Origin of the sequence: Halopseudomonas pachastrellae (assembly GCF_900114765.1) — a bacterium.
Taxonomy (GTDB): Bacteria; Pseudomonadota; Gammaproteobacteria; order Pseudomonadales; family Pseudomonadaceae; genus Halopseudomonas; species Halopseudomonas pachastrellae.
On record NZ_FOUD01000006.1, the window covers coordinates 44,692 to 70,341 of the forward strand.

25 protein-coding genes and 2 pseudogenes are annotated in these 25,650 nt (G+C 63.6%); 17 read left to right on the forward strand and 10 right to left on the reverse strand.

Going from position 1 to position 25,650, the window contains the following annotated elements:
• The first annotated feature begins 6 nt into the window (after window positions 1-6).
• The 7 genes and pseudogenes from zigA (at window position 7) to BM116_RS19115 (ending at window position 5,007) form a co-directional block, all read left to right on the forward strand.
• Window positions 7-1,227 (forward strand): zinc metallochaperone GTPase ZigA, encoded by a 1,221-nt coding sequence (gene zigA, locus BM116_RS05925; RefSeq protein ID WP_083726498.1) that lies wholly within the window; start codon window positions 7-9, stop codon window positions 1,225-1,227.
• A 5-nt stretch (window positions 1,228-1,232) separates the two neighbouring features.
• On the forward strand, window positions 1,233-1,898 hold the full coding sequence (locus tag BM116_RS05930) for a DUF1826 domain-containing protein (RefSeq protein WP_083726496.1): 666 nt from the start codon (window positions 1,233-1,235) through the stop codon (window positions 1,896-1,898).
• A gap of 195 nt (window positions 1,899-2,093) precedes the next feature.
• Window positions 2,094-2,459, forward strand: a complete 366-nt coding sequence (locus BM116_RS05935) for a hypothetical protein (protein WP_083726494.1) — start codon at window positions 2,094-2,096, stop codon at window positions 2,457-2,459.
• Window positions 2,460-2,582: 123 nt separating this feature from the next.
• Complete coding sequence (locus BM116_RS05940; protein WP_083726492.1) at window positions 2,583-2,801, forward strand: hypothetical protein; 219 nt, start codon at window positions 2,583-2,585, stop codon at window positions 2,799-2,801.
• A 135-nt stretch (window positions 2,802-2,936) separates the two neighbouring features.
• Window positions 2,937-3,875, forward strand: a complete 939-nt coding sequence (locus BM116_RS05945; RefSeq protein WP_083726490.1) for a cation diffusion facilitator family transporter — start codon at window positions 2,937-2,939, stop codon at window positions 3,873-3,875.
• Window positions 3,876-3,945: 70 nt separating this feature from the next.
• Window positions 3,946-4,350 (forward strand): annotated as a pseudogene (locus BM116_RS19110) (DUF1810 domain-containing protein); the annotation flags it as partial.
• Between the two features lie 54 nt (window positions 4,351-4,404).
• Window positions 4,405-5,007 carry a class I SAM-dependent methyltransferase gene (locus tag BM116_RS19115; protein ID WP_165771305.1) on the forward strand — a complete coding sequence of 201 codons (603 nt, stop codon included), beginning with the start codon at window positions 4,405-4,407 and terminating at the stop codon, window positions 5,005-5,007.
• A gap of 82 nt (window positions 5,008-5,089) precedes the next feature.
• Here the strand turns inward: BM116_RS19115 and BM116_RS05955 are convergent, their stop codons facing one another.
• From BM116_RS05955 to ccoG, 6 genes and pseudogenes are all read right to left on the reverse strand, one after another.
• A complete protein-coding gene (locus BM116_RS05955; protein ID WP_083726486.1) occupies window positions 5,090-7,213 on the reverse strand; it encodes a TonB-dependent copper receptor in 2,124 nt (707 codons plus the stop codon).
• 105 nt (window positions 7,214-7,318) lie between these two features.
• Entirely contained in the window at window positions 7,319-7,726 is a 408-nt protein-coding gene (locus BM116_RS05960; RefSeq protein ID WP_083726484.1) for a DUF2946 domain-containing protein, read from the reverse strand.
• Between the two features lie 65 nt (window positions 7,727-7,791).
• The gene (locus BM116_RS18810) at window positions 7,792-7,938 is read right to left on the reverse strand and encodes a hypothetical protein (RefSeq protein ID WP_169847253.1); all 147 of its coding nucleotides are present in this window, start codon (window positions 7,936-7,938) and stop codon (window positions 7,792-7,794) included.
• Between the two features lie 19 nt (window positions 7,939-7,957).
• Window positions 7,958-8,170: pseudogene (locus tag BM116_RS05965) on the reverse strand (cytochrome C oxidase Cbb3); the annotation flags it as partial.
• A gap of 28 nt (window positions 8,171-8,198) precedes the next feature.
• Window positions 8,199-9,608, reverse strand: a complete 1,410-nt coding sequence (gene mapR, locus BM116_RS05970; protein ID WP_083726482.1) for a GntR family transcriptional regulator MpaR — start codon at window positions 9,606-9,608, stop codon at window positions 8,199-8,201.
• A gap of 63 nt (window positions 9,609-9,671) precedes the next feature.
• Entirely contained in the window at window positions 9,672-11,054 is a 1,383-nt protein-coding gene (gene ccoG / locus BM116_RS05975) for a cytochrome c oxidase accessory protein CcoG (protein ID WP_083726480.1), read from the reverse strand.
• Between the two features lie 749 nt (window positions 11,055-11,803).
• On the opposite strand from ccoG, the gene BM116_RS05980 reads away from it, so the two are divergent.
• The 4 genes from BM116_RS05980 to BM116_RS05995 are packed head-to-tail and all read left to right on the forward strand — an operon-like array spanning window position 11,804 to window position 15,042.
• Window positions 11,804-13,474: a nitrite/sulfite reductase gene (locus BM116_RS05980; RefSeq protein WP_083726478.1), complete on the forward strand. Its 1,671-nt coding sequence runs from the start codon at window positions 11,804-11,806 to the stop codon at window positions 13,472-13,474.
• Complete coding sequence (locus BM116_RS05985) at window positions 13,471-13,989, forward strand: DUF934 domain-containing protein (RefSeq protein WP_083726476.1); 519 nt, start codon at window positions 13,471-13,473, stop codon at window positions 13,987-13,989. The genes BM116_RS05980 and BM116_RS05985 overlap by 4 nt, the downstream gene beginning before the upstream one ends.
• Window positions 13,983-14,333, forward strand: a complete 351-nt coding sequence (locus BM116_RS05990) for a CidA/LrgA family protein (RefSeq protein WP_235846708.1) — start codon at window positions 13,983-13,985, stop codon at window positions 14,331-14,333. The genes BM116_RS05985 and BM116_RS05990 overlap by 7 nt, the downstream gene beginning before the upstream one ends.
• A complete protein-coding gene (locus BM116_RS05995) occupies window positions 14,323-15,042 on the forward strand; it encodes an LrgB family protein (RefSeq protein ID WP_083726474.1) in 720 nt (239 codons plus the stop codon). The genes BM116_RS05990 and BM116_RS05995 overlap by 11 nt, the downstream gene beginning before the upstream one ends.
• 52 nt (window positions 15,043-15,094) lie before the next feature.
• Here the strand turns inward: BM116_RS05995 and ubiM are convergent, their stop codons facing one another.
• Window positions 15,095-16,267, reverse strand: coding sequence for a 5-demethoxyubiquinol-8 5-hydroxylase UbiM (ubiM, locus tag BM116_RS06000; RefSeq protein ID WP_083726472.1), 1,173 nt, complete (start codon window positions 16,265-16,267; stop codon window positions 15,095-15,097).
• Between the two features lie 224 nt (window positions 16,268-16,491).
• On the opposite strand from ubiM, the gene BM116_RS06005 reads away from it, so the two are divergent.
• Entirely contained in the window at window positions 16,492-17,130 is a 639-nt protein-coding gene (locus BM116_RS06005) for an isochorismatase family protein (RefSeq protein ID WP_083726470.1), read from the forward strand.
• On the opposite strand, the gene trhP is transcribed toward BM116_RS06005, so the two are convergent.
• Complete coding sequence (gene trhP, locus BM116_RS06010; RefSeq protein WP_083726468.1) at window positions 17,127-18,410, reverse strand: prephenate-dependent tRNA uridine(34) hydroxylase TrhP; 1,284 nt, start codon at window positions 18,408-18,410, stop codon at window positions 17,127-17,129. The genes BM116_RS06005 and trhP overlap by 4 nt on opposite strands.
• Window positions 18,411-18,543: 133 nt before the next feature.
• Here trhP and BM116_RS06015 point away from each other — a divergent pair, with 133 nt between their 5' ends.
• On the forward strand, window positions 18,544-19,398 hold the full coding sequence (locus BM116_RS06015; RefSeq protein ID WP_083726466.1) for a LysR family transcriptional regulator: 855 nt from the start codon (window positions 18,544-18,546) through the stop codon (window positions 19,396-19,398).
• Between the two features lie 12 nt (window positions 19,399-19,410).
• Here the strand turns inward: BM116_RS06015 and BM116_RS06020 are convergent, their stop codons facing one another.
• A complete protein-coding gene (locus BM116_RS06020; RefSeq protein ID WP_083726464.1) occupies window positions 19,411-20,556 on the reverse strand; it encodes an HPP family protein in 1,146 nt (381 codons plus the stop codon).
• Window positions 20,557-20,856: 300 nt separating this feature from the next.
• On the opposite strand from BM116_RS06020, the gene BM116_RS06025 reads away from it, so the two are divergent.
• The 4 genes from BM116_RS06025 (at window position 20,857) to BM116_RS06040 (ending at window position 24,933) form a co-directional block, all read left to right on the forward strand.
• Entirely contained in the window at window positions 20,857-22,881 is a 2,025-nt protein-coding gene (locus BM116_RS06025) for a ribonucleoside triphosphate reductase (RefSeq protein ID WP_083726462.1), read from the forward strand.
• Window positions 22,882-22,910: 29 nt separating this feature from the next.
• On the forward strand, window positions 22,911-23,060 hold the full coding sequence (gene nrdD / locus BM116_RS19250; protein ID WP_083726460.1) for an anaerobic ribonucleoside-triphosphate reductase: 150 nt from the start codon (window positions 22,911-22,913) through the stop codon (window positions 23,058-23,060).
• 48 nt (window positions 23,061-23,108) lie between these two features.
• The gene (locus BM116_RS06035) at window positions 23,109-23,828 is read left to right on the forward strand and encodes an anaerobic ribonucleoside-triphosphate reductase activating protein (RefSeq protein ID WP_083726458.1); all 720 of its coding nucleotides are present in this window, start codon (window positions 23,109-23,111) and stop codon (window positions 23,826-23,828) included.
• A 142-nt stretch (window positions 23,829-23,970) separates the two neighbouring features.
• On the forward strand, window positions 23,971-24,933 hold the full coding sequence (locus BM116_RS06040) for a cytochrome-c peroxidase (protein ID WP_235846711.1): 963 nt from the start codon (window positions 23,971-23,973) through the stop codon (window positions 24,931-24,933).
• A 19-nt stretch (window positions 24,934-24,952) separates the two neighbouring features.
• Here BM116_RS06040 and BM116_RS06045 read toward each other — a convergent pair whose 3' ends face one another.
• Window positions 24,953-25,582: a TetR/AcrR family transcriptional regulator gene (locus BM116_RS06045; RefSeq protein ID WP_083726454.1), complete on the reverse strand. Its 630-nt coding sequence runs from the start codon at window positions 25,580-25,582 to the stop codon at window positions 24,953-24,955.
• Window positions 25,583-25,650 lie beyond the last annotated feature (68 nt).

The following is a 25,650-nucleotide window of genomic DNA, read 5'->3' on the forward strand; positions in this document are numbered from 1 at the left end:
TACCCGATGAATGATCTCGCCCGGTCTGCACCTGCAGCCCGCAAACTCCCCGTTACTGTGCTGTCCGGCTTTCTTGGTGCCGGCAAGACCACACTGCTCAATCACCTTTTGAACAACCGCGAAGGCCGTCGTCTGGCGGTTATCGTCAATGACATGAGCGAAGTGAACATTGACGCCGCGCTGGTGCGTGATGGCACTGCACAGCTGTCGCGTACCGACGAAAAACTGGTGGAAATGAGCAATGGCTGCATCTGCTGCACCCTGCGCGAAGACCTGCTCGAAGAGGTATCCCGGCTGGCGGCCGAAGGGCGCTTTGATCAACTGGTGATCGAGTCCACCGGTATCTCCGAGCCGCTGCCGGTGGCCGAGACCTTCACCTTTGAGGCCGAAGACGGCAAGAGCCTCAACGAGGTTGCCCAGCTCGACACCATGGTCACCGTGGTGGATGGCTTTAACTTCCTGCGTGATTACAGCTCGCAGGACAGCGTGCAGGAACGCGGCGAATCACTGGGCGAAGAAGACGAGCGCAACGTGGTCGATCTGCTGATCGAGCAGGTCGAGTTTTGCGATGTCATCGTCGTCAACAAGACCGACCTGATCAGCGCGGAGGAGCGCGACCGCTTGATCGCCATTCTGGCCAGCCTGAACCCGCGCTCGCGCATCGAGATGGCCGAGTTTGGTCAGGTGCCGCTGGACCGGGTGCTCGATACCGGGTTGTTTGACTTTAGCGCTGCCTCCCAGGCGCCAGGCTGGTTGCAGGAGCTGCGCGGCAGCCACACGCCGGAAACCGAAGAGTACGGAATTTCGAGTTTTGTTTACCGTGCCCGTCGCCCCTTCCATCCTCAGCGCTTTTTTACTCTGGTCAACAGTGAGTGGCCGGGCGTGGTGCGCTCCAAGGGTTTCTTCTGGCTGGCCTGTGTGCCCGCCATGGCCGGGCAATGGTCGCAGGCCGGCGCAGTCGCGCGGCACGGGCCGGCCGGTTACTGGTGGGCTGCGGTGGCACCCGAGCAGTGGCCGGATGACCCTGAGTCAGTTGCCTTGATCCGCAGCAAATGGGACGAGCAAGTGGGCGATGCTCGGCAGGAGTTGGTGCTGATTGGCATGCAGATGGACCAGTCAGCCCTGTGCGCCGCGCTGGATGCCTGCCTGCTGAACGACGAGGAAATGGCGCAGGGCCCTGCCGTTTGGGAGACGTGGCCGAATCCTTTCGAGGGCTGGGAGCGCTAGGCGTCATGGGGATACAGGCACTACTGAGCGCAGACCCTGCGGCCAGCCACGTCGGGGCTCACTGGGCCACCGGCCTAGATCTCGGCGTGTTGGCCGAGGTATTTGACGAGGCGATCACCATCGCCATCATGCAACGCGAGCTGGCGCCGCAACTGCTGGCTAGTATCGCGGCCCAGTGCGCGGCACAGCCTTGGGAGCTGGCCTGGCGCGGCGTACCGGATTCGGCGTTGGAACAGGCGCTGACGCGCAGTATGCCCGCGCCACAGCATGCCGGTGAGCTGATTGCCGACGTGCGTCTGCTGGCCGAGGCGGTGGCCTGTTTGTTCGACGTTGATGCGGTGGGCATTCGTATGCGTCTGCTTGCTGGTGCCATGTGTCCGCGCTTTCATTGCGACAACCTGCCGGTGCGCCTGGTAACCACCTACAGCGGCCCCGGCAGCGAGTGGCTACCCGAGCAGGCGCTGGAGCGCGCCGGCCTGGGCAACCCCGAGCCGGGCAAACCGGAAGTGGTGCGTGATGCTGGCGCCATTCGGCGGCTGACTGAAGGCGATGTCTGTCTGCTCAAGGGCAGCGGCTGGGTCGGTAATGAAGAGCGCGGCATCGTGCATCGCAGTCCTGCCGTTGCGGCTGGGCAGCAGCGCTTGTTGCTGACGATTGATCCGGAGTTTTGAGGGCGAGTGGAGTTGATCAGTGCTTCCCTCGATTGGAAGGCTCATTCTGGTAAGTGTTTGGGCTAACGCGCCAGTGGGCTGGCCCTGGGTTTGGATCGTCGCCGTTGTGCTTTCACTCGGTTGTCGAAAACGCTGTTAGTTGTTCTACTGCCACTCAACGTTTCAACCCTTCCGCTGCCACCCTTGGGTCACGCCATGAGCGCCTACCAGACCAGCACACTGCTACGCGACGGCATCGCCTTCCAGGTGATCTCCGGCGGCGCCTTTTCGCCCAGCGAGCACGGCATTTGCCCCTACCATGCCGATACCTGGACGCCCACCGGCTTTGTTGTTACCTATGCTGTGGTCGACGGCCAGTTGATACTGCAAGGCGTCTACACCAACCACAGCCCGGCTGAGCAGGATTATCTGCAGCAAGATGCCGAGCACACCACGGGTGACTTGCCAACGCAGTTTCAAGGTGATGTCGTCGCGGCTGGCGCTGACGACACCGCAAGGCCGCGTTCTATTGATAATGCCAATACGCTCGACCCGTTCGGGAGCGAGCCTGATGGCAGCTGAGCGAGCACGCAGAGCCTTTGGCCTAGCCGCAAGCGCAAAGCCGAAGACCGCATTCCGCCGCCTATCAACGGCATAGCGCCCACGCGCCTGTCCGATGATTATTGGCATTACGCGGATATCAATTTGCCGCTCGATCACAGCGGCGAGCTGCACGTTGACCGCCTACCGCCGCTGACCGGCGATGAAAACCCTGAGTATATCGACGACCTGCTCAGGGCCATCATCGACAGCGGTAACGGCGTCAGCGGTTATCGGCTGCAGTTTGAGCACGGCAAGCTGGTGAAGCAAACCGCCGAGTCCAATGAGCAGCTGGATTTCCTGCTGTCCTTCGGCCGCCCCTGACCGAAGGTTGAAGGAGCCAGCGCCGCTGGCGCTGCATCAGGCCGCTTGACCCTGTAGCCACTTCAGGGTTTTCAATGGGGCTACTGGCACAGGCCAGCCATAGTTAGACCCGATTGAGCCAGCGGAGCACCTGCCATGTCTGCACACCAGCACGGCCACCATGACCACAGCCACAGCCACAGCCACAGCCACAGCCATGGCAGTGGCAAGGTATTGCTGTTTGCCCTGATCTTTACCGGAGCCTTTGCTCTGGTTGAGGTCGTTGCCGGCTTGCTGGCCAACTCGCTGGCGCTGCTCTCCGACGCTGGTCACATGCTGACGGACTCGCTGTCGCTGGCGGTAGGGGCGTTTGCTGCCTGGCTGGCCAGCAGGCCAGCCTCGAGGCAACACTCCTTTGGGCTGCAACGGGCCGAGGTGCTGGGGGCGCTGTTCAATGTCATCTTCATGTTCGTAGTGGTCACCTTTATTGCCTGGGAGGCGGTGGAGCGGCTGTTTGATACGCCGGAGGTAGATGGCGGAGCGGTGCTGCTGGTTGGCGGGCTGGGGTTGCTGGTCAATGTCATCGTCGCCTGGGTGCTGATGCGCGGTGAACAGAACATGAACGTGCGCGGGGCGCTGCTGCACGTGATGGGCGATCTGCTGGGCTCGGTGGCCGCCGTCGCAGCGGGCCTGATTATCTACTTGGGCGGCCCGGCCATCATGGACCCGCTGCTATCGCTGCTGGTCTGCGTGCTGATTCTGGTCTCAGCCGTGCGGCTGCTGCGCGCCGTCACTCGGGTGTTGATGGAGGGTGTACCGCCGGGCATCGAGCCTGCCGAGGTGCGCCGGGCGCTGGGCGAGATCGACGGCGTGCGGGCGGTGCACGACCTGCACATCTGGAGCCTGTCCTCCAGCAAGCATGCACTGGCGGCCCATGTCGACATCGACTCGCTGGCGCAGTGGCCACGCGTTTTGCCGCAGATTCAGCAGCTGCTGCGCGAACGCTTTGGTATCAGCCACAGCACCCTGCAGCCGGAGGATGCTGCGCTGGCAGGGCGCTGCGAGTTGGATGCCGGTTGCGCGGCACCTATTTAATCCCCTTGCCGCGCGGCGGGGCGGCGCGTACAACGTCTCCAAACGCTTGCAATCGCCCTGTGAGAGACTCATGACTGACCCACACAACCTGCAACGCTTCCTCGATGCTCAGGCCGGTGGCTACGCCACTGCGCTGGCTGAACTGCAGGCCGGGCGCAAAACCTCGCACTGGATGTGGTTTGTGTTTCCGCAGTTGGCCGGGCTGGGGCGCAGCAGTACCGCGCAGTTCTACGCCATTGCTGACCTGACCGAAGCACGCGCCTATCTGGCGCACCCGGTTTTGGGCGCAAGGCTTGAGGCCTGCGCCCGGGCCCTGCTGGCCTGGCCTGAGCGCTCTGCCTGGCAGATTCTCGGCTCCCCCGATGACCTCAAGTTGCGCTCCAGCATGACGCTGTTTGCCCAGGCTGCGCCGGACAACCCGCTGTTCAGCGAGGTGCTGGCGGTGTTCTGCGCCGGTGAGCCGGATGCGCGCACCCTGCAGCTGCTGGGGGTGGCCGACAGCTCGACAAGCGCAGCGGACGACGAGGCAATGCAGCTGGCCAGCCGCACGCTGGGGCACTACCAGACCAACGCCGAGCGCTTTCGCGAAGGCACGCAGGATCACGATGTCAGCCAGAACATAGACGCTTTGCTGCGGCATATTCAGGCGCCGGCGCCCTGGCAAATTCTTGATCTGGGCTGCGGGCCGGGGCGCGATCTGCGCACCTTTCGGGCTCTGGGGCATAACGCCGTCGGGCTCGATGGCGCCGAAGCCTTTGTGCAGATGGCGCGTGAGGCCAGCGGCTGTGAGGTGTGGCATCAGGATTTTCTGGCGCTGGACCTGCCGGCGGCGCGTTTTGACGGCGTCTTTGCCAACGCCTGTCTGTTCCATATCCCCAGCCACTTGCTGCCCGGTGCCTTGGCGCAATTGCATCAGACGCTGAAGCCCGGAGGCGTGCTGTTCAGCTCCAACCCGCGTGGGGAGGATCAGGAAGGCTGGAGCGGCGAACGCTACGGCGCCTACTACCGACTGGAGACCTGGCGTGCGCTGCTGCAGGCGGCGGGCTTTGTCGAACTGGAGCACTATTACCGCCCATCCGGCCTGCCGCGCGAGCAGCAGCCCTGGCTGGCGAGTGTCTGGCGACGGGGCTGAAACGACACCGCCCGGCAATGGCCGGGCGGTGTGTTGGCGCTCTTATGTTCTGATAAATGGTGGATACGCCTGTTTCCAGACCCTAGAAGTCAAAGTCCACCTTGGCCCACAGCGAGCGCCCCGGCTCGTTGATAGCGATGGAGTCGGCGGGATAGCCGAATGCCGAGTTACCCGCCAGGTTGAGGTGTTCGGCATAGGCCTTGTCGAACAGGTTGTCGACGCCAACGCTGAGCTTGAGCTGCTCACTCAGGCGGTAGGCGCCGTTAAGCGAAAACACCCCAAAGCCGCTGCTCTTGCCGACGTCCTGGCCAACCACGTTGCCGGCCCCTTCATCTACCCGGTTCTGCTCGGCGACGACGCGCCACAGGGCGCCGGCGCTCCAGTTGTTGTGGGCGTAGCTCAGGCCCAGGCGGGCTTCCAGCGGCGGCATCTGCGGCAGCGGCTCGCCGTCGCTGCGGTTTTCACCCCAGGCGTAGGCCAGGGTGGCGTCGGCGTTCCAGCGCTCGGTCAGGTCATAGGTCACGCCCATTTCCGCACCGGCGATGCGGGCGTCGACGTTGTAGGCCTGGCTGCGGCGCATGCCCATCATGGTCGAGTAGCGGAACAGGATGAAGTCATCCACCTGCCCGGCGTAGGCCGAGGCCCAGGCTTGCAGGCGCGCGTCCTGATACTGGATACCCACATCCAGCTGGGTGGTCTTCTCCGGCTCTATGCCGTCGAAGGCGTTCAGCTCCCCGGTAGGTGCCAGGCTGGCGGAGAACAGTTCCCAGTAATCCGGGAAGCGCGCGGCGTGACCCAGGCCGGCGTACAGGGTGGCGGGGCTGCCGGACAGGTCGTGCTCGTAGCGCACAAAGCCGCTGGGCAGGGTGTCGCTGCGGGTCTGGCCGGCGGTCGGGTTGGGGGTGGCCATACCCATCATGTTGCTTATGCTCTGGCGGTAGTCTTTAGTTTCTGCGCGGTCCAGACGGGCGCCACCAATCCAGCGGGTGGTATCGCTCCGGTACCAGGTGGCCTCGCTGAACAGCCCGACGTTACGCATCACGGCGTCCTTCTCCCAGGCAAACTCGTCCGCATCGGTGTAGCCGGTCATCATGCTGTAGCTGGATGAACGGGCGCGGTGTTCGCTGCGTTGGGCGTCGACGCCGGTCACCAGTTCGAGCTGGTTCAGCTCAAAGGTCAGCGCAACGCGGCCACCGAGCGTGCGGCGATCAACCTGCGATGCCATGGGCATGGGCATCATGCTGGTCGGATCAGGTGCGCGCAGGCGGAAGTTGTCCATGATGTGGTCGGCGTAGTTGTAGTAAAGCTGCGCCTCCAGTTTGTTGATGGCGCCGAGGTTGCTCTTCTCAAACCGCAGGCCAAGGCTTTCACGCAGAAACTGGCTGCCGTCCATGCCGCGGCCGGCGTAGCGCGCTTCGCCGTCGCCCTTGCCGGCGGTGAACTCCAGCAGGGTGTCGGCATCCGGCGTCCAGCCCAGGGCAATGTCGCCGTTCCACTTGCTCCAGCGCGAGGGCACGGTGTCGCCGTTGCCGTCGTCATAGTCGTCGGACCTGGCGTCGTTGCCGGTAAAGCGCAGGTAGCCGGTCTGGTTGCCGATGGCAGCGTCCAGGGTCTGGTCAAAGCGACCGTTGCTGCCGCCCAGCACACTGGCATGGATACGGCTGCCGGGTTCATCAAACTGTTCCGGCTCACGCTCAAACAGCACGGTGCCGGCTGAGGCCCCCGGCCCCCAGCGCACGCTTTGCGGGCCCTTGATCACGGTCAGGCGGTCGTAGGTTTCTGGCGAGATGTAGGAGCTGGGCGCGTCCATGCGGTTGGGGCAGGCGCCGATCATCTGGCCGCCGTTGGCCAGCAGGTTGATGCGCGAGCCGAACATGCCGCGCAGCACCGGATCGCCGTTGCTGCCGCCGGCGCGGATGGCAGAGAAGCCCGGAATGGTCTTCAGGTAGTCGGTGGCGTCGCTGGCCGGTATCGGCTGGCGCGGGTCTTTGGGGTTGGCAACGATAGTCAGCGGTGAGCTTTGCTGCACGGCGGTGACGACCATCGGCGCCAGCTGGATCAGCTCCGCCTGGCTGGTGTGCTGGTGCTGGTCGTGCGTCTCGGATGCTGTCTGGGCATTGGCAGCCAAGCTGGTAAACAGCAGGGCGAAAGCAGTCTGCCAGCGCAGGCTGGCGCTGGTGCGGGTAAAACGGTTGGCGTGTTGCATTGTTGTCATCCACACAGTGGCCGTAAGCGGCGCAGGCGCGCCGGGCCGAAATCAGGAAAAGGTGATGTGCAGGTGACGCAGCGCACGGCCGATGGCCGCAGAGGCTCAGACGGCGCGGTGCGCAGCGTCGAGCGGAGAGGGTGAAGCGCGGGGGTTGATTGAGGGCCAGCTGTGGCGTGGCGGTGGCCGGGCCCACTGGCCGCTGGGCGGGGCGCTGACCGGGCTGGCCGGCATGTAGTCGAGCGACCAGCCATGCATGGCCACTGCAGTGCCGTGGCCGAGCGATGAGCACAGCGGGCAGCTGGCCTGCAGGTCGTTCATTTGGTGCTGCTGGTGGTCGTCCAGATCGACGCCAAGGCTGTCGCTGCCGAGGTTACAGAACACCACGCCAGCGCCACTCAGATGCTGCCCGCTCATCTGGCCCTGATGGAAACCGCAGGTCAGCAGACTCACCAGGGTGCACAGATAGAGCACCAGGGCGAGTGAGAGGCGGTTGTCGCGGGTCAGAGTCATGCGCGCAATTCTAGCACTGCGCGCGAGATTCGGTGCCATGCGGCTGGTTGCCGCATGGCTATTGCTCAGGCGTCGAAGCGGTCAGGCTCTTCGGCAAATGGCAGCTGGGCGGCCTGGTCCAGTTCATCGCCCGGGTGGTTGGCCAGGCAGGTTTGTACGGCGATATACAAGCCCAGCAGGTTCAGCAATCCCGAGAGTTCTGCAATCAGCATCGTTAGTCCCTCCGTTGTATCAACTGGTTGTAGCCAGATAGGTGGCAGCAGTCTGCTCCGACTTGGCCTGCTGCACGGTGCGCCAGGTATTCCAGGCCATGCACAGCATGCCGGTCAGAAAAAATGCGCCACCGATTACGCGGACCACATAGCCCGGATGGCTGGCCTCCAACGCTTCAACAAAGCTGTAGGTCGGTGTGCCGTCCACGTTCACGGCCCGCCACATCTGGCCGCAAAAAGCAGGTCAGATAGCGCTGCGCTCAGAACGCGGCGAGCAACCGCCCTAGCGTTGCCATGGCCTGTTCACAGCGCTCATCCCACGGCGTGCCGTAGTTCAGCCGCGCGCAGTTGCGGTACTGCCGGTTGGCCGAAAAGATCGGCCCCGGCGCGAGACTGATGCCTTGGGCCAGCGCGTGCTGGAACAATTGCAGCGAATCGACTCGCTCGGGAAATTCAAACCACAGAAAGTACCCGCCATTGGGGCGGCTAACCCGGGTCTCGTGGGGGAAGTGTCGCGCAGCCGAAGCCAACATGGCGCGCTGCTGGCTCTCCAGCGCGTGGCGCAGCCGGCGCAGGTGGCGATCGTAGCCGCCGTGCTGCAGGTAGTCGGCCAGCGCGGCCTGGGCGGGTACCGAGGGGGAAATGGTGGTCATCAGTTTGAGGCGGCTGACCTGCTCGGCAAAGCGCCCAGCCGCGACCCAGCCGACGCGGTAGCCGGGTGCCAGGCATTTGGAAAACGAGCCACAGTGCATGACCAGCCCGTCGGTATCGAAGCTTTTAACCGGTTTGGGCGGCTTGGCGCTGAAGTACAGCTCGGCGTAAACGTCATCCTCGATCATCGGTACCTGATGCTGTTGCAGCAGGGCATACAACTGCTTCTTCTTGGCGTCGCTCATGCTGGCGCCCAGCGGGTTCTGCAGGCTGCTCATAAACCAGCAGGCCTTGATCGGAAAGCGCTGCAGGCTGTCGGCCAAACTCTCCAGGTCGATGCCTTCGCGTGGGTGCACCGGAATCTCGACCACCTTGAGTTTCAGTTGCTCCAGCACCTGCAGGGTGGCGTAAAAGGCCGGGCTCTCGATCGCGACCAGGTCACCGGGCTGGGTGACCGACTGCAGACAGAGGTTGAGTGCTTCCATGGCGCCATTGGTGATCACCAGTTCGTCCATCGGCAGCAGCATGCCACTGACCATATAGCGCAGGGCGATCTGGCGGCGCAGGTCGGGGTTGCCGGCGGTCATGTCGGCAATCACCGAGTGGGGCTTCATGTCGCGGACGCTGCTGGCCAGCGAGCGCGACAGCCGCGCCAGCGGGAACAGGTCCGGGCTCGGGAAGGCGGAGCCGAAGGCGACCATCTCCGGATCCTTGAGCGAGCCGAGCACCGAGAACACCAGCTCGCTGACGTCCACATCGACGCTGCTGGAGGCGTAGGGGCTGATATTCGGCTCGCTCAACTGACGCCGTGCCAGCGAGTGGACGAAGTAGCCGGAGCGGGGTCTGGCCTGAATCAGGCCGCGGTCTTCCAGCAGATAGTAGGCCTGGAACACGGTCGATGGGCTGACCCCGTAGGTGCTGCTGGCGTGCCGCACCGAAGGGATTTTTTCGCCCGGGGCGATGACCCCGGTGCGGATCAGCTCGGCGATGTCGTCGGCCAGCTTTTCGTAGCGTTTCATCCCGTGCTGCGACTCTGAAGGTGGAGTCCTCCACTGTAGGCCATCACGCGCGCGCATGCGATATCAGCGCACCTGAGGGGCGACAAAGGTGCTCTCGTCGCTGACTCGGCTGGCCGGATCGTTCAGGTCCTGCACCACAAATTGCAACGGCTCGCTGCCAGCGGCTGTTGCTGTATCGCGGCGGCTGACCCGCACGGCCACGGTGCCGGTCTCGCCCGCAGGGACCTGCAGGTTGCCGAGGCCCTGGGTATTGAAGCGCTCAGCGTCCGCCAGGCTGAGGGTATATTCGCGTGGCTGCTGGGTCTTGTTCAGCACCTTGAGGGTGTAGATATTTTCGATCTCGCCACTGCTGTTGGCGCGGAACACGCTGCGGTCGCGGCTGATATCCAGATCAATCAGCGGGCGTTCCTGCAGGCCCCAGACCAGGCCGCCGATCATCAGCAGCAGGGCAATGGCGTAGCCGACCAGACGCGGGCGCAGCCAGTGCGTCTTGCCGCCCGCCAGCGCGCGCTCTGAGGTGTAGCGAGTCAGTCCGCGTTGGTAACCCATTTGATCCATGATGCCGTTACAGGCGTCGATGCAAGCGCCGCAGCTGATGCAGTCGATTTGCAGGCCGTCGCGGATGTCGATGCCGGTCGGGCAGACCTGCACGCAGACGGTGCAATCGATGCAGTCGCCGAGCCCTGCGGCCGCAGGGTCGCTGTTCTTCTTGCGTGGGCCGCGTGCTTCGCCGCGCGCCGCGTCGTAGGTGACCAGTTGGGTGTCGGCGTCAAACATTGCGCTCTGGAAGCGCGAGTACGGGCACATGTGCACGCAGACCTTCTCGCGCAGCCAGCCGGCGTTGAAGTAGGTGGCAGCGGTAAAGCACAGCAGCCAGAACGCGGTAGTCGCGCCTACCTGCCAACTCAGCAGGTCGCTGACCAACTCGCGTACCGGGGTGAAATAGCCAATGAAGCCAATTGCCGTGGCCAGGCTGATGGCGAGCCATAGACCGTGCTTGGCGCTGCGGCGCAGCAGCTTGTTGAGCGACCAGGGCGCGGCGTCGAGGCGAATGCGCTGATGACGTTCGCCCTCGGTGACCTTCTCGACCCACATGAAGATCCAGGTCCAGACGCTCTGCGGGCAGCTGTAACCGCACCAGATCCGGCCGGCGACCACAGTGATAAAGAACAGGCCAAAGGCGGCAATCATCAGAATCGCCGAGAGCAGGATGAAGTCCTGCGGCCAGAAGGTCGCTCCGAAGATGTGGAACTGCTTGCTGTCCAGATCCCACAGCACGGCCTGCTGGCCGTTCCAGTCGATCCAGGCGGTACCGAAGAACAGCAGCATCAGCGCACCTGCGCCGAGCAGCCGCAGGTTGCGGTACAGACCCTTGAAACTGCGGGTGTGAATCGGGCCGCCCTGTTGGGCGGGTGTCAGATCTTTCAGGGGGATGTGGCTGGTCATGGCATCACGGCTCTTGGATTTTCAGGCTGTGGCGATGATGCGGGGATGGCTGATCTGGTAACAGATTCAGATTGGACGCAAAAAACCATATCAGATGGCGCGTTTCGCTTCGCTGGCCGACGCAGCGTGTTTGCCATCTCTGCGCATGCACGACACCGTAGTGCGGACTAAGCCAAAGGCGTGTCCGCGTAGGCTTTTCGTGGGCGCTGGCGGCAAGCTTTGCGAGGACTCAAAAAGGTCTAAGGCTAGCTTTAGGCGTCTCTAGTTTGCCTGCCGACTTTCATCAGGCGAGGGCCCGCGGGCTGCTTCTGAATCAGCCTTTCGCCTTCACGGCGAGCCAAGGGGGGCTGCTTGCCCAGCCCCCCTTGGCGATCCCCCGGGGCACCCGGCTACGCGGCCCTTCGGGTTCGCTGTGTTGCTCGGTTTGACGGGGATCGGCAGAACTCGGCTCTGCGAGCCTCAGACAGGCTGCCGCTCTTCTTCCCGCCAAACCTGCGCTACTCGCCCGCGTAAACGGGACGAAACCCAGTGCACACTCAATCCTTCAAGTATTTGGTCAACAGCCGCACTGCAACCCCATGCGGTGTTGCCTTGCGCTTTAAGAAAAACAGCGCTTTCAGTACAACTGATACGGTTTTTTTTACCGGATCTGAGGCTGGTACGGCTCAGGCGGCCTGCGCATAGTGGCCGCCTTGTTGAGTCGGTGCGGTAGATCCGCTGTGTGCGGCTGCTGCGCCTTGGAGGTGAGCATGTACCACTACGATGAGTACGACCGGGCGCTGGTCGCCGAGCGGGTCGCCCAGTTTCGTGATCAGATCAGTCGGCGTTTGAGCGGTGAGCTGAGCGAGGAGGAGTTTCTGCCGCTGCGTCTGCAGAACGGTCTCTACCTGCAGCGCCACGCCTACATGCTGCGGGTGGCGATTCCCTACGGCACCTTGTCGGCCGATCAGTTGCGCACGCTGGCGAGTGTCGCCCGGGATTTTGACCGCGGCTACGGCCACTTCACCACGCGCCAGAACATTCAGTTCAACTGGATCGAGCTGGAGCAGGTGGGCGACATTCTGGCTCGGTTGGCGGCGGTCGACATGCATGCGATTCAGACCTCCGGCAACTGCGTGCGCAATATCAGCACTGACGCCTTTGCCGGCGTGGCCGCCGATGAGCTGCTCGACCCGCGGCCGTTGGCCGAGATTCTGCGTCAGTGGTCGACGGTCAACCCCGAGTTTCTCTACCTGCCGCGCAAGTTCAAGATCGCCCTTTGCTCGGCCAGCGAAGACCGCGCGGCGGTGATGATGCATGACATCGGGCTGTACCTGTACCGGGATGCGGCGGGGGAAATGCTGTTCGACGTCATGGTCGGTGGCGGCCTGGGCCGCACGCCAATTCTGTCGCAGCCGATCCGCAAGGCGCTGCCCTGGCAGCATTTGCTGTCCTACGTGGAGGCGGTGCTGCGGGTCTACAACCGCCACGGTCGGCGGGACAACAAGTACAAGGCGCGCATCAAGATTCTGGTCAAGGCGCTGGGTATCGAGGCCTTTGCCCGTGAGGTTGAGGCCGAATGGGAGCACATCAAGGACGGCCCCGCCGAGCTGACCCGCGAGGAGTACGAGCGCGTGGCGGCCAGCTTTCAGCCGCCGGAGTATCCGCCGCAACCGGCGGTCGATCTGGCATTCGGCAGTGCGCTGGCACGTGATGCCGAGTTTGCTCGCTGGGTGCAGCGCAACACCCACGCGCACAAGCAGCCGGGCTATGTGTCGGTCACGCTGTCGACCAAGCCCGGTGCCGACATGCCGCCCGGTGACGTGACCGCAGAGCAGATGGAGCAGGTCGCGCTGATGGCCGAGCGGTTTGGCTTCGGCGAGATTCGCGTCGCCCACGAGCAGAATCTGGTGCTGCCGGATGTCGCCAAGGCAGATCTTTACGCGTTGTGGCAGCAGGCCTGTGAGTTCGGTCTGGCCACACCCAACATTGGCCTGCTGACCGACGTGATTGCCTGCCCCGGTGGCGATTACTGTTCGCTGGCCAATGCCAAGTCCATTCCGGTGGCGCAGGCGATTCAACAGCGCTTTACCGACCCCGAGCTACTGCAGGATCTGGGCGAAATCAGCCTGAATATCTCCGGCTGCATGAACGCCTGCGGCCACCATCACATCGGCAACATCGGCATTCTTGGGGTCGATAAGAACGGCAGCGAGTGGTATCAGCTCACCATCGGCGGGGCGCAGGGCAAGCAGAGCGCGCTGGGTAAGGTGATCGGCCCAGCCTTCAGTGCCGAGGACGTCCCTGATGTGATTGCCCAACTGGTTGAGGTGTATCGCGAGCAGCGGGTTGGTATCGAGCGCTTTGTCGATACCGTCGCGCGTATTGGACTCGCCCCGTTCAAGGCGCGGGTATATCCGGCGCAGGAGGTCCGCGCATGAATAATTTGATTCGACTGACCGAACATGGGCCTGAGCTGGTGAGCGCGGATCCCTGGACCCTGGCGCTGAGCGAGGATTCGGCCTCCGATGGTCCCCGCATCCTCAGCTTTGAGGCGTGGCTGCAGCGACAGCCTGAGGCGGTGCTCAGCGGCCTGGAGCCCAGCGCCGACGGAGTTTGTCTGCAACCTGATGACGAGGCCGAGCAGCTGCAGCCCTACCTCGCGGTACTGCCTTTGATTGCGGTGCTGTTCCCCAGCTTTCGCGATGGCCGCGGCTACAGTCAGGCGTATCTTTTGCGCACGCGCATCGGCTGGACTGGGGAGCTGCGTGCGGTTGGCGATGTGCTGCGCGATCAGCTCAGCCACATGCGCCAGTGCGGCTTTGATGCCTTTGCCGTGCGCGAGGACAAGTCGGCCGAGGATGCACTGAAGGGGCTGAACGGCATGAGCGTGCTCTATGGGCGTTCGGCGATCGAGCCACGGCCGCTGTTTCGTCGGCGGGCCAGCGAGTGCTGAAGGGGCTGCTGTTGCTGGTCGTGATGCAGGCGATGGGCGCGTTGCTGCAGGCGCTCTGGCTACCAATGCTGCCTGCGCCGGTGATCGGTTTGCTGCTGCTGTTGGCGTTGCTTGTGTTGCTGCGCCGCATTCCAGACTGGTTGGAGCAGGCCGCTGCGGCACTGCTGAGTTACCTGCCGCTGATGTTGGCGATTCCGGCGACCGGCATTCTGCTCGGCGGTGATGTGCTGTTGGCCCAGTTGCCCGCTATTGGCGCGGGGCTGCTGGTCTCGCTGGTGCTGTGCATCCCTTTGTGCGGTGTGTTGATGCAGCGGCTGATGGCAGGGCCGCGCGATGATGACTGACGCTCTGCTGCAAGTCGCCCACGCGCCGCTGACGGCCATCGCGCTGACGCTTGCGGCCTTTGTGTTTGCGCTCTGGCTCTACTGGCGCACCGGCTGGCTGGTGTTGCAGCCGGTACTGATCACCATGCTGCTGATCATCGCCGGTATCCGCTTGTTGCAGCTGGACTACGCCGCCTACCGCGAAGCTGTGATGCCGATTGCCTGGCTGTTGGGGTCAACGACGGTGGCGTTGGCGGTGCCTCTGTATCGCAACCTGCGGCGCATCCGGGCCAATCTCTGGCCGGTGATGGTTACGCTGCTGGTCGGCGGAAGCGCCATCGTGGCTATTACCTTGCTGACCGCTCGGCTGTTAGGCGCGGATTTACCGGTGCTGATGACCCTGGCGACCAAGTCGGTAACCATGCCGATCGCCATGCCGCTGGCCGAGCAACTGGGTGGACTGGCAGCGTTGGCTGCCGTACTGGTCATGCTCACCGGGGTGCTGGGTACGGTGATGCTGCCGCCGTTGCTGAAACTGACCGGGGTGGTGCATCCGGCAGCACGCGGCATGGCCTACGGCATGAACGCGCATGCGGTGGGCACGGCGCGGGCGCTGGAGGAGGGCGATGAATGTGCCGCCTTTGCTGCGTTGGCGATGGGTGCGTTGGGCGTGTTGACGGCCTTGCTGTTGCCTGCAGCGGTGCTGGGCTGGCGGCTGATAACCGCCTGATCGCTGGTGATGAGATGCAGCACCCGGCGAGGTATCACCGGGTGCTGCCGGCTCAGGCGCCGGCGGTCAGATGCCGTGCAATGCCGCGCTTGAGTGGGCGCAACTGTTGGGCCGTGCGCAGCGCCGCCCCGCGCAGCAGGCGCATGGGCAGGCGGTCATTGGTATAACAGTCGACCAGCAGGTTGGTCGCCTGGTAGAGCGGCCAGGTCGCCAGACGCTGCTGGCGCTCGTAGCGGTTGAGCAGGGCAATGGAGCCAATATCGCGGTTGCGCTGCTTGGCGTCGAGCAGCAGGGTGCTCAAGCGTTGCACGCTGCCCAGGCCAAAGTTGAAGCCGTGGGCGGTGACCGGATGCATGCCCACGGCAGCGTCGCCGATCAGGGCGCTGCGGTGCGCCGTGAGGTGGCTGGCATAGGCGCCCACCAGCGGATAGACATGCCGCTCGCTGACCAGCTCCATGCAGCCCAGGCGGCCGTCAAAACGCTGTTCCATCTCGATGGCAAATTCCTCAGGGCTCATCTGCTGCAGACGCTCGATATCCCGTGGCGGCAGAGTCACTACCACCGAGGACTGCCGGCCATTGAGGGGCAACAGGGCCAGCGTTTGGCCGTAGCCAAACCACTCCCAGGCCACCTGCTGGTGATCTGCGTCGTGCTGCATGCGGCACACCAGCATGCTCTTGCCAAAGTCCTTCATCTGCGCGCCGATGCCGAGCAGGCGCCGGGTTTCGGAAAAGCGGCTGTCTGCCGCCACCAGCAGGCTGCACTCCAGCGTACTGCTGTCATCCAGGGCCAGTTCAACACCGCCGCTGTGCTGGCGCAGGTGACGCAGCCGCGTACCTGCGCGCAGTGTCGTGGTGCCCTTGGCCTGCACGCTGTCCCACGCGGCCTGGCGGATAGCCCGGTTGGCAACCAGATGCCCCAGGTGATCGCTGCCGGCGTGGCGCGCCTGAATTTGCAGGGCAAAGGCGGACGGCCCGTTGAACACCTGTGCATCGCGCAGCAGGGCAACGTCCTCGCCGGGCAGGCGGTCCCAGATATCCAGCTGCTGCAGCAGCGCGCGCGAGGTGTGGGTCAGGGCGATTTCGCGGCCGTCGAAGGCGGGGTTGGCTATGGCCTCTTCGCTCTGACGCTCGATCAGCGTCACCGCAAGGCCGCTGTCGGCCAAAGCCCGGGCTAGACACAGGCCGCTCGGGCCGGCGCCGATGATGGCGATATCGCAGTGCATGACAGTCGCTCCTGACAGGATGAAAAGCGCAGTCTAGACACTATCCTGCCCACTTTAATTGTCCTGGGTCAGTTGTTGCCCCGAGTCGGTGCAGGCGGTGATCCGTGCGCTGTGCGATGCGCACCCTGTGGATACCGCATCGGCCGGACCTTCAGGACCGAAACGGACCAAAAGGTACAAAACTTGCTGCAGTGCCGGCTCAGTCATTCAACCGGATAGCCGCTATGAGCAAACCCCTGGTCCGCTGGGACCTCAACCCGCGCCGCGCTGCGGTCATCGTCGTCGACATGCAGAAGGTGTTCTGCGAACCGGACGGCGCACTCTACGTGCCGAACACCGCCAAGATCATTCAGCCGATTCAGGCGCTGGTTGATGCCGCCCGTGGCGTCGATGTGCCGGTGATTTACCTGCGCCATATCGTGCGCGGCGACGGCAGCGACACCGGCCGCATGCGCGATCTGTACCCCGACGTGGACGAGATTCTGGCCCGCAGCGAGCCGAATGTGGAGGTGATTGACGCGCTGGCGCCGCAGCCGGGAGACGTGATCATCGACAAGCTGTTCTACAGCGGCTTTCACGGCACCGATCTGGATACCGTGCTGCGCGCCCGCGATGTGGACACGATCATTGTCTGCGGCACGGTGACCAACGTCTGCTGTGAGACCACCATCCGCGACGGCGTACACCGCGAGTACAAGGTGATCGCCCTGAGCGACGCCAACGCCGCGATGGACTACCCGGATCTGGGCTTCGGCGCCATCAGTGCCGAGGAGATTCAGCGCATCTCGCTCAGCACCATTGCCTATGAGTTTGGTGAGGTGACCAGCACCGCCGATGTGATTGCGCGGCTGACCACTGATTAAGCCGGCAACCAGCGCATCAGCAGCGCGTACTTGAGATCGGCCAGCGGCGGGCGCGGTATGCGTACGCTGTGACCATTGCCGGGCGCGACCTCGATGGCGTTGCCGTTGCGGTCCTGCAGGGCTTCGAGCACAAAGCTGTGGTTGCCCTGCGGGGTCATCAGTTCCAGCTGATCGCCAATGGCAAAGCGGTTCTTCACGTCGATCTCCAGCCAGTCGCTGCTTTCACCGCTCAGCTCACCAACGAACTGGTGACGGCTCATGCGTGAGGCGCCCTGCTCGTAATTCTGGTACACGCCCGGTGGATGACGGCGGTAGAAACCTTCGGTGTAGCCACGGTTGGCAAGGCTCTCCAGATCGTCCATCAAGCCGAGGTTGAACGGGCGGCCGGCCACCGCGTCGTCGATGGCTTGGCGGTACACCTGTACCGTGCGGGCGACGTAGAAGTGCGACTTGGTGCGGCCTTCAATCTTCAGGGAATCAACCCCCATCTGCACAAAGCGCTCGACATGCTGCACTGCACGGAGGTCTTTGGAGTTCATGATGTAGGTGCCGTGCTCATCTTCTTCGATGGCCATCGGCTCATCCGGCTTGTCGTGCTGGGTGATGATCTGCACCGGCTGTGCCAGCGGCTCGATATTGCCCTCGGCGGTTTCGACCGCGGGTTGCACGTCGTACTGCCAGCGGCAGGCGTTGGTGCAGGCACCCTGGTTGGCGTCGCGGTGGTTAAAGTAGCCGGACAGCAGGCAGCGGCCGGAGTAGGCGATGCATAGGGCGCCGTGTACGAATACCTCAAGGCCCACGTCCGGGCAGCGTTGGCGGATTTCTTCAACCTCTTCCAGCGACAGCTCGCGCGACAGAATGATACGTTCCAGCCCCAGCTGCTGCCAGAACTTCACCGTCGCCCAGTTGACCGCATTGGCCTGTACCGAGAGGTGTACCGGCAGGTCTGGCCAGCGCTCGCGCACCAGCATGATCAGCCCCGGGTCAGACATGATCAGCGCATCTGGCCCCATGGCGACCACCGGGTTAAGGTCGCGCAGGTAGGTGGCGACCTTGCTGTTGTGGGCCGCGATATTGCTGGCCAGGTAGAAACGCTTGCCGAGTGCGTGTGCCTCCTTGATGCCCTCGGCCATGACCTCCGGGTTATGGAAGTCGTTCTCGCGCACGCGCAGACTGTAGCGCGGCTGACCGGCGTACACCGCGTCGGCGCCATAGGCGAAGGCGTAGCGCATGGCTTTGAGGGTGCCGGCCGGAGCCAGCAGTTCGGGAGCGTTAAGCATGATCGGGACCTGCGAAAAAAGGCGGCAGCATAGTGGCTTGTCCTGTCTTGCGTATTGATCGAGATCAGCGCTTGGCTTGGCCGCCGCTGGCGGATGCCGCACAATGCCGGCTCACTCGCGATGAGCCCGACCGATGGATATCAGCCTCGCCAGAACCTTTCTTGAAGTCGTCCGCAGCGGCAGTCTGATCGCCGCCTCAGAGCAGCTGCACGTGACCCAGGCGGCGGTGACGGCGCGCATCCAGAGCCTGGAGTCGCAGCTCAATTGCCGCCTGTTTGTGCGCAACCGCGGCGGCGCCAGGCTGACCCGCGACGGTGAGCTGTTTGTTACCTATGCCAACCAGCTGGTGCAGACCTGGGAGGCGGCGCAGCGCGACCTGCCGTTGATCAGAGGTATCGACAGCGTCTTGCACCTGGGCTGCGAAACCAGCCTCTACAATCCGCTGATGCTGCATTGGGTGCGCTTGTTGCGGGCGGAGCAGGGCAGTCAGGCGGTGCACACCGAGGTCGGCGAAGGTGCGGCGCTGCAGCGCCGCCTGGAGCAGGGCACGCTGGATGCGGCGCTGGTGTTCCAGCCAAGCTACTGGCCGGGCCTGCAGGTGGAGGAGCTGCTGGAAGAAAAGCTGATTCAGGTTTGCCTGCCGAGCCAGCCCGAGCCCTATATCTACATCGACTGGGGCGAGGCCTTTCGTCAGCAGCATGATCGCGCTCTGCCGGATAAGGCCAAGGCCGAGCTGACCTTCAACCTGGGGCCCATGGCGCTGCAGTATCTGCTCAGCTGTGGCGGCAGTGGCTATTTTCGGACCCGGGTGGTGCAGAGCTACCTGGATAGCGGCCAGTTGCAGCGGGTGCCACGCGCGCCGGAGTTCAGCTTCCCGGCCTGGCTGGTCTATCCCCGTGAGCGTGACAGCGAGGCGCTGCAGCAGGCGATCGCGCTATTGCGCCGCGCCGCCGCCGACAGTCACGACTGGTCGCAGCGCTGGGGCTGAGCGCCCGCGTAGTCAGCCGCGCATCAGCAGGTTGTCCTGCAGTGCGGCAATCAGGTCGGTCTGGGTGACCATGCCGACCAGTCTGTTCTGCTCGACCACCGGCAGGCAATGCAGGCCCTGACTCGACAGCATGGGTATCAGCTCGCTGACAGGCAGCTGCGGTGACACCGCAATGACCGGCGAGGTCATGACCTCACTGAGTGGTGACTTTTCTCCTCCGCCGCGTCGCAGCAGGCGAAAGCTGCCGCTGCGCCCGACAAAGTTGGCCAGGTCGGTCAGGCTGACAATACCCACCAGCGCCTGCTCGGCATCCAGCACCGGCAGCACCCGCAGACGGTGCGCATGCAGCAGGTCGAGTGCTTCACGTACCCGGGTCTCTGGTGTGGCGCAGCGCAGGTCACGCGACATGATGTCGGCCACCTGGGCTGTGCCCATGCTGCGCCGCCGCGCGGCATCTTCTACCTTGCGCACCAGCTGTGTCAGGTCTTCGCGGGTCAGGTCGACAAAGCCGCCAATGTCCGCCAGCGCGGCGTCCAGGTCGGCATCGGAAAAGCCGACCCGCTGCAGCGCAGGTTGATCGCTGGTGTGCTGCAGGTTGACCTCGGGCAGCGGGCGTTTGGGATAACGCACGCCGGTCAGGTTGTTGTAGAACAGTGCGATGGCGATCAGCGTGAGCGCGTTGAGCATCACCGGTAGCACAGCCTTTTCGTCCAGCGCCTGCAGCGCCGGGCCGGCCAGCACCCCGCAGAGCGCGACCGCGCCGCCGGGTGGATGCAGGCAGCGCAGCGCGAACATGGCAATCAACGACAGGGCAACGGCCAATGCCGCCATTTCCAGACTGTGGCCGCCCAGTTGCGCCACCAGCGTCGCCACTATGGCCGATACCAGATAACCGCCAAAGATCGACCAGGGCTGGGCCAACGCGCCGGACGGTACAGAAAACAGCAGGATGGCCGAGGCACCAACCGGACCGATCAGCAGGGTGGCGACCGCTGCGCCAAACACCAGTTGGCATACCCAGACGCTGACAAACAGCCCGATTGCCGCGCCGCAAGTGGCGCGCAGCCATTCGCGCGGGCGGGTATGCAGTTGCTGGCCCGGTAGCAGGGTCAGACGTTGGGGGGCGGCTTTGCTGGTGATGCTGGTGGTATCGGTCATGATGGCGCTTGTCGGTAAAGCAGGGGATGAGTGTTGCGGGCGCCAGTTTGCCGCCGTGGTTTGATTTGGTCTAATCAATAATAATTTTTCATAAATTAGATTTTATTTGATTAATTTGGTCGCTTTGCTGGCCCTGACTGTCGATGTGCGGGCCCGCAGCGGATGCTGCGCAGCTCTTTTGGAAAACCTGCCGTCCATTGATCTCGATCAAGATACCGTCGCCATTTCTGTCGGCAGAATGCGCACCATGTTGTGTTTGTGTTTAATTTTTCTACTACATGATGTGTTCTGGAGGCGCGAATGGATATGCAGACCCAAAGCTGGCCACGGTGGTTGAACAAGCGCGATGACAGCCGCGTGGCCTTTGACTCGAGCAAGATCGAGCGCGCCATTGAACGCGCTGGTGCGGCCACCGGGGAGCTGGGCGCCGAGCAGGCGCACATCCTGACCCGCGCGGTGCTGCCGTTGCTGCCCGAGGGGCCTGAGCTGACGGTGGAGCAGATTCAAGACTGCGTCGAGCGGGTGCTGATGGACGCCGGTTACTATCCCACCGCCCGCGCCTATATCGTCTATCGTGAACGCCACGGGCGGCTGCGGCGTGAGCGGCGCAGTCTGGTGGACGTGGCAGCCTCCATGAACGAATACCTGCGGCGTGAAGACTGGCGCGTGCAGGCCAACGCCAATCAGGGTTACTCCCTTGGCGGGCTGATTCTCAATGTGTCGGGCAAGGTGGTTGCCAACTACTGGCTGGACGAGGTGTACAGCCCGGAAATCGGCGCCGCCCACCGCGAGGCCGATCTGCACATCCACGACCTCGACATGCTGGCCGGCTATTGCGCCGGCTGGTCGCTGCGCAGCCTGTTGCACGAGGGCCTCAACGGTGTGCCGGGGCGTATCGAGGCGGGGCCGCCAAAACACCTGTCGAGCGCCCTGGGGCAGATGGTGAACTTTCTCGGGACCCTGCAGAACGAGTGGGCCGGCGCGCAGGCATTCAGCTCCTTTGACACCTATCTGGCACCCTACGTGCGCAAGGACAGCCTGACCTTTGAACAGGTGCGCCAGTTGCTGCAGGAGTTTATCTACAACCTCAACGTGCCGTCGCGCTGGGGGACCCAGACGCCCTTTACCAACCTGACCTTTGACTGGGTGTGTCCGCAGGATCTGCGTGAACAGGTGCCGGTCATCGGTGGCGAGGAAATGCCTTTCTGTTACGGCGATCTGCAGCACGAGATGGACCTGATCAACCGCGCCTACATTGACGTGATGATGGCCGGCGACGCGCGCGGTCGGGTGTTTACCTTCCCGATTCCGACCTACAACATTACCCACGACTTTCCCTGGGACAGCGACAACGCCACGCGGCTGTTCGAGATGACCGCGCGCTACGGGCTGCCGTACTTCCAGAACTTCCTTAACTCCGACATGCAGCCCAACCAAGTGCGCTCGATGTGCTGCCGCCTGCAACTGGACGTGCGCGAGCTGCTCAAGCGCGGCAACGGCCTGTTTGGCTCGGCAGAGCAGACCGGCTCGCTGGGTGTGGTGACCCTCAACTGCGCGCGGCTGGGTCACGTGCATGCAGGTGATTTGCCGGCGCTGCTGGCGCGGCTGGACCAGTTGCTGGATCTGGCCTTTGAGAGCCTGGAGGTCAAGCGCAAGGTCATTCAGCACCATATGGATGCCGGCCTGTATCCCTACACCAAGCGCTATTTGGGCACCCTGCGCAATCACTTCTCGACCATTGGCGTTAACGGTGTGCACGAGATGCTGCGCAACTTCACGGCCGACCGCGAGGGCATGCACACCGAGGCGGGTGCCGAGCTGGCCTTGCGGGTGCTGGACCATGTGCGCGCACGGCTGGTCGAGTATCAGGAGCGCAGCGGGCACCTCTATAACCTGGAGGCAACGCCAGCCGAGGGCACGACCTATCGTTTTGCCAAAGAGGACCGCAAGCGTTATCCCGACATTTTGCAGGCCGGCTGCAGCGAGGCGCCGTATTACACCAACTCCTCGCAGTTGCCGGTGGGCCTGACCGACGACCCCTTCGAGGCGCTGTCGCTGCAGGATGCTGCCCAGTGCAAGTACACCGGCGGCACGGTACTGCACCTGTATATGGGGGAGCGGATCTCCTCGGCGGCCGCCTGCCGGCAGCTGGTACGCGCCGCGCTGTCGCGCTTTCGCCTGCCGTATCTGACCATCACGCCGACCTTTTCGATCTGCCCGGTGCACGGCTATCTGGCCGGCGAGCACGAGTTTTGTCCGCGTTGCGACGAGGCGCTGCTGCAACAGCAGGCCAGTATCTGTTGCGGCGCCTGCAGCGACGCTTAATCCCGTTACCCACAGCAAGGAGCAACATCATGAGCCAATGCAACACCCTGCCCACCGAGCAGCGTCAGCGCTGCGAAGTCTGGACGCGCGTCATGGGTTATCACCGTCCGGTGTCGGCCTTCAACCCGGGCAAGCAGTCCGAGCACCGCGAACGCCAACACTTCAGCGAGCCGCGCTGAGCAACCGCTGCATCCGGCCTGCGGGCCGGGTGCGCTACGGGAAAGCCCATGAAAGCCTGTTCTGCTCAGGCCGCCGACAGCTTGCGCATTGGCGGCCTGTTACCCATGACCACTCTGGATTACCCCGACCACCTGTCCTGCGTGCTGTTCTGTCAGGGCTGCGCCTGGCGTTGCCGGTATTGTCACAACCCTGAGCTGATCGCTGCGCGCGGTAAGGCGCCGCATGACTGGCGCAGCGTCTTGCGCTTTTTGCAACAGCGCCAGGGCCTGCTTGATGCGGTGGTTTTCAGTGGCGGCGAAGCCACCCTGCAGCCGGCTTTGCCTGAGGCGATGCAGGCGGTGCGGTCGCTCGGCTTCAAGGTTGGTTTGCACAGCGCCGGTATCAAGCCTGCTGCGCTGGAGCGGGTGTTGCCCTGGTGTGACTGGGTGGGGTTTGACGTCAAGGGGTTGGAGGATCAGGTCGAGCTGATCACCGGCACGCCGCGCAGCGGTCAGGCCAACTGGCAGAGCCTGCGACTGCTGCACGATAGCGGTGTTGACTATGAATGCCGCACCACCGTGCACTGGCAACTGTTCGACAGCGGCGCTGTACTGCGCCTGGCCTATCGGCTGGCACGGCAGGGTGTACGCCGCTTTACCGTGCAACTGGCGCGCCCCGCGCGCATGCTGGACCCCACGCTGGGGCTGAGTACTGCCCCGCCCGAAGCGGCCAGTCTGTGGCTGCAGCTGCACGGGCTTTTTGAGCGCTTCGAGCTGCGCGAGGCCTGACACGACTACTGTCGCCGCCATCTGCAGCCCGTCCACTTGACCCAGGTCAGTGAGTGGTTGCGGCCTATTGACCATGATCTTTATGTGGTTAATGGATAAGCAGCCGAGGTGGCATATGAAGATCCGTGTATTGCTCCTGTGTATGGCCGGCATCGCACCGGCGATGGCGATGACACCGAACAACGAACCAATCCAGCCCATTTTGCCCGCGCAGATAACCGACCCGGCCAAGGTGGAGCTGGGCAAGCAGCTGTTTTTTGACCCGCGCCTGTCGCGCTCGGGTTTTATTTCCTGCAACTCCTGTCACAACTTGAGCATGGGCGGCAGCGACAACCTGCAAACCTCCATTGGGCACAACTGGCAGCAGGGCCCGATCAACTCACCGACCGTACTCAACTCCAGCCTCAACGTAGCGCAGTTCTGGGATGGCCGCGCGGCAGACCTCAAGGAGCAGGCCGCCGGGCCCATCGCCAACCCGGGCGAAATGGCGTTTACCCACACCCTGGCGGTCGATACCCTGCGCTCGATTCCGCAGTACAGCGACGCCTTTGCCCGAGTCTACGGTGTGGAGCAGATCACCATCGACGAGGTGACCGACGCCATCGCCGAGTTCGAGGAAACCCTAGTCACACCATTCTCGCGTTTTGATCGCTGGTTGCTGGGTGATACCCAGGCGATGATAGAGGACGAACTGCGCGGCTATCAGCTGTTCAAGGACACCGGTTGTGTGGCCTGTCATAACGGCCCGGCCGCCGGTGGCAACAGCTTTCAGAAAATGGGGCTGGTCAGTGCCTATGAAACCGCCAACCCGGCCGAGGGCGTTGCCGGGCTGACTGGCCAGGACGCCGACCGCTTCAAGTTCAAGGTGCCGACCCTGCGTAACGTCGAGCTGACCTATCCCTACTTCCATGATGGCGCCTACTGGACGCTGGAAGAGGCGGTTGACGTGATGGCCCGGCTGCAACTGGGGCGCCAGCTGGGCGACGAGGATATTGCCAGCATTACTGCCTTCCTCAAGACCTTGACCGGCCAGCAACCCAGCTTTGCGCTGCCGATTCTGCCGCCGTCCAATAACGCCACACCGCGGCCGAAACCCTTCGAGTAGGGCGCTCGGCGGATGCAGGTTACTGCGCTGGCGGCGAGCAGCTGGCTGCCAGCGCAGCAAAACCCTGCAGTGTGCGGTCGACAAAGCGCTCATCGCTGTACTCGGCTGCGCCCGGCAGCAACCCGTGAATGACCAGAGAGGTCAGGCCATGGGTGTAAGACCAGGCGGCGACCGATGCCTTGCGCACCTCGGAGCAGTCCAGCTCCTGTCCCAGCGTATCGGCCACCATGCGCTTAAGCTCGCCGAAGGCGGCCAGCCGTTCGCGCTGCAGTGCCGGAATCATGGTCTGCTCGGTAAATTCCGGACCAAACATCAATTGATAGAGCGCCGGATTGCTGCGCGCAAAGTGCAGGTAGGCGAGGCTGCCGGCGCGCAGCTTGTCCAGCCCGGAGCCGTTGCTGTAGGCGCGCTGTAGCGCGCGAGCCAGCTCGGAGAAGCCTTGCGCGGCAAGCTGACCGATCAGCTCGTTACGGTTCTGAAAATGGTGATAGGCCGCCGTGGCGCTGACGCCTACCCGCTCGGACACCGCGCGCAAAGACAGCTTGGTTGGCCCCACTTCTTCCAGCAAGGCACGCGCTGCTGCCAGCAGCTGGGGCGCCAGGTTGCCGACGTGGTAGGTATCGCGGGCGCGTTTTGCGGGCTTTGCCATAAGCGGGTTCTCTGCGGGTGGTCAGGTTGAGCAGGCCCGAATCTTAACACGGGCAAGTATCTTGACAT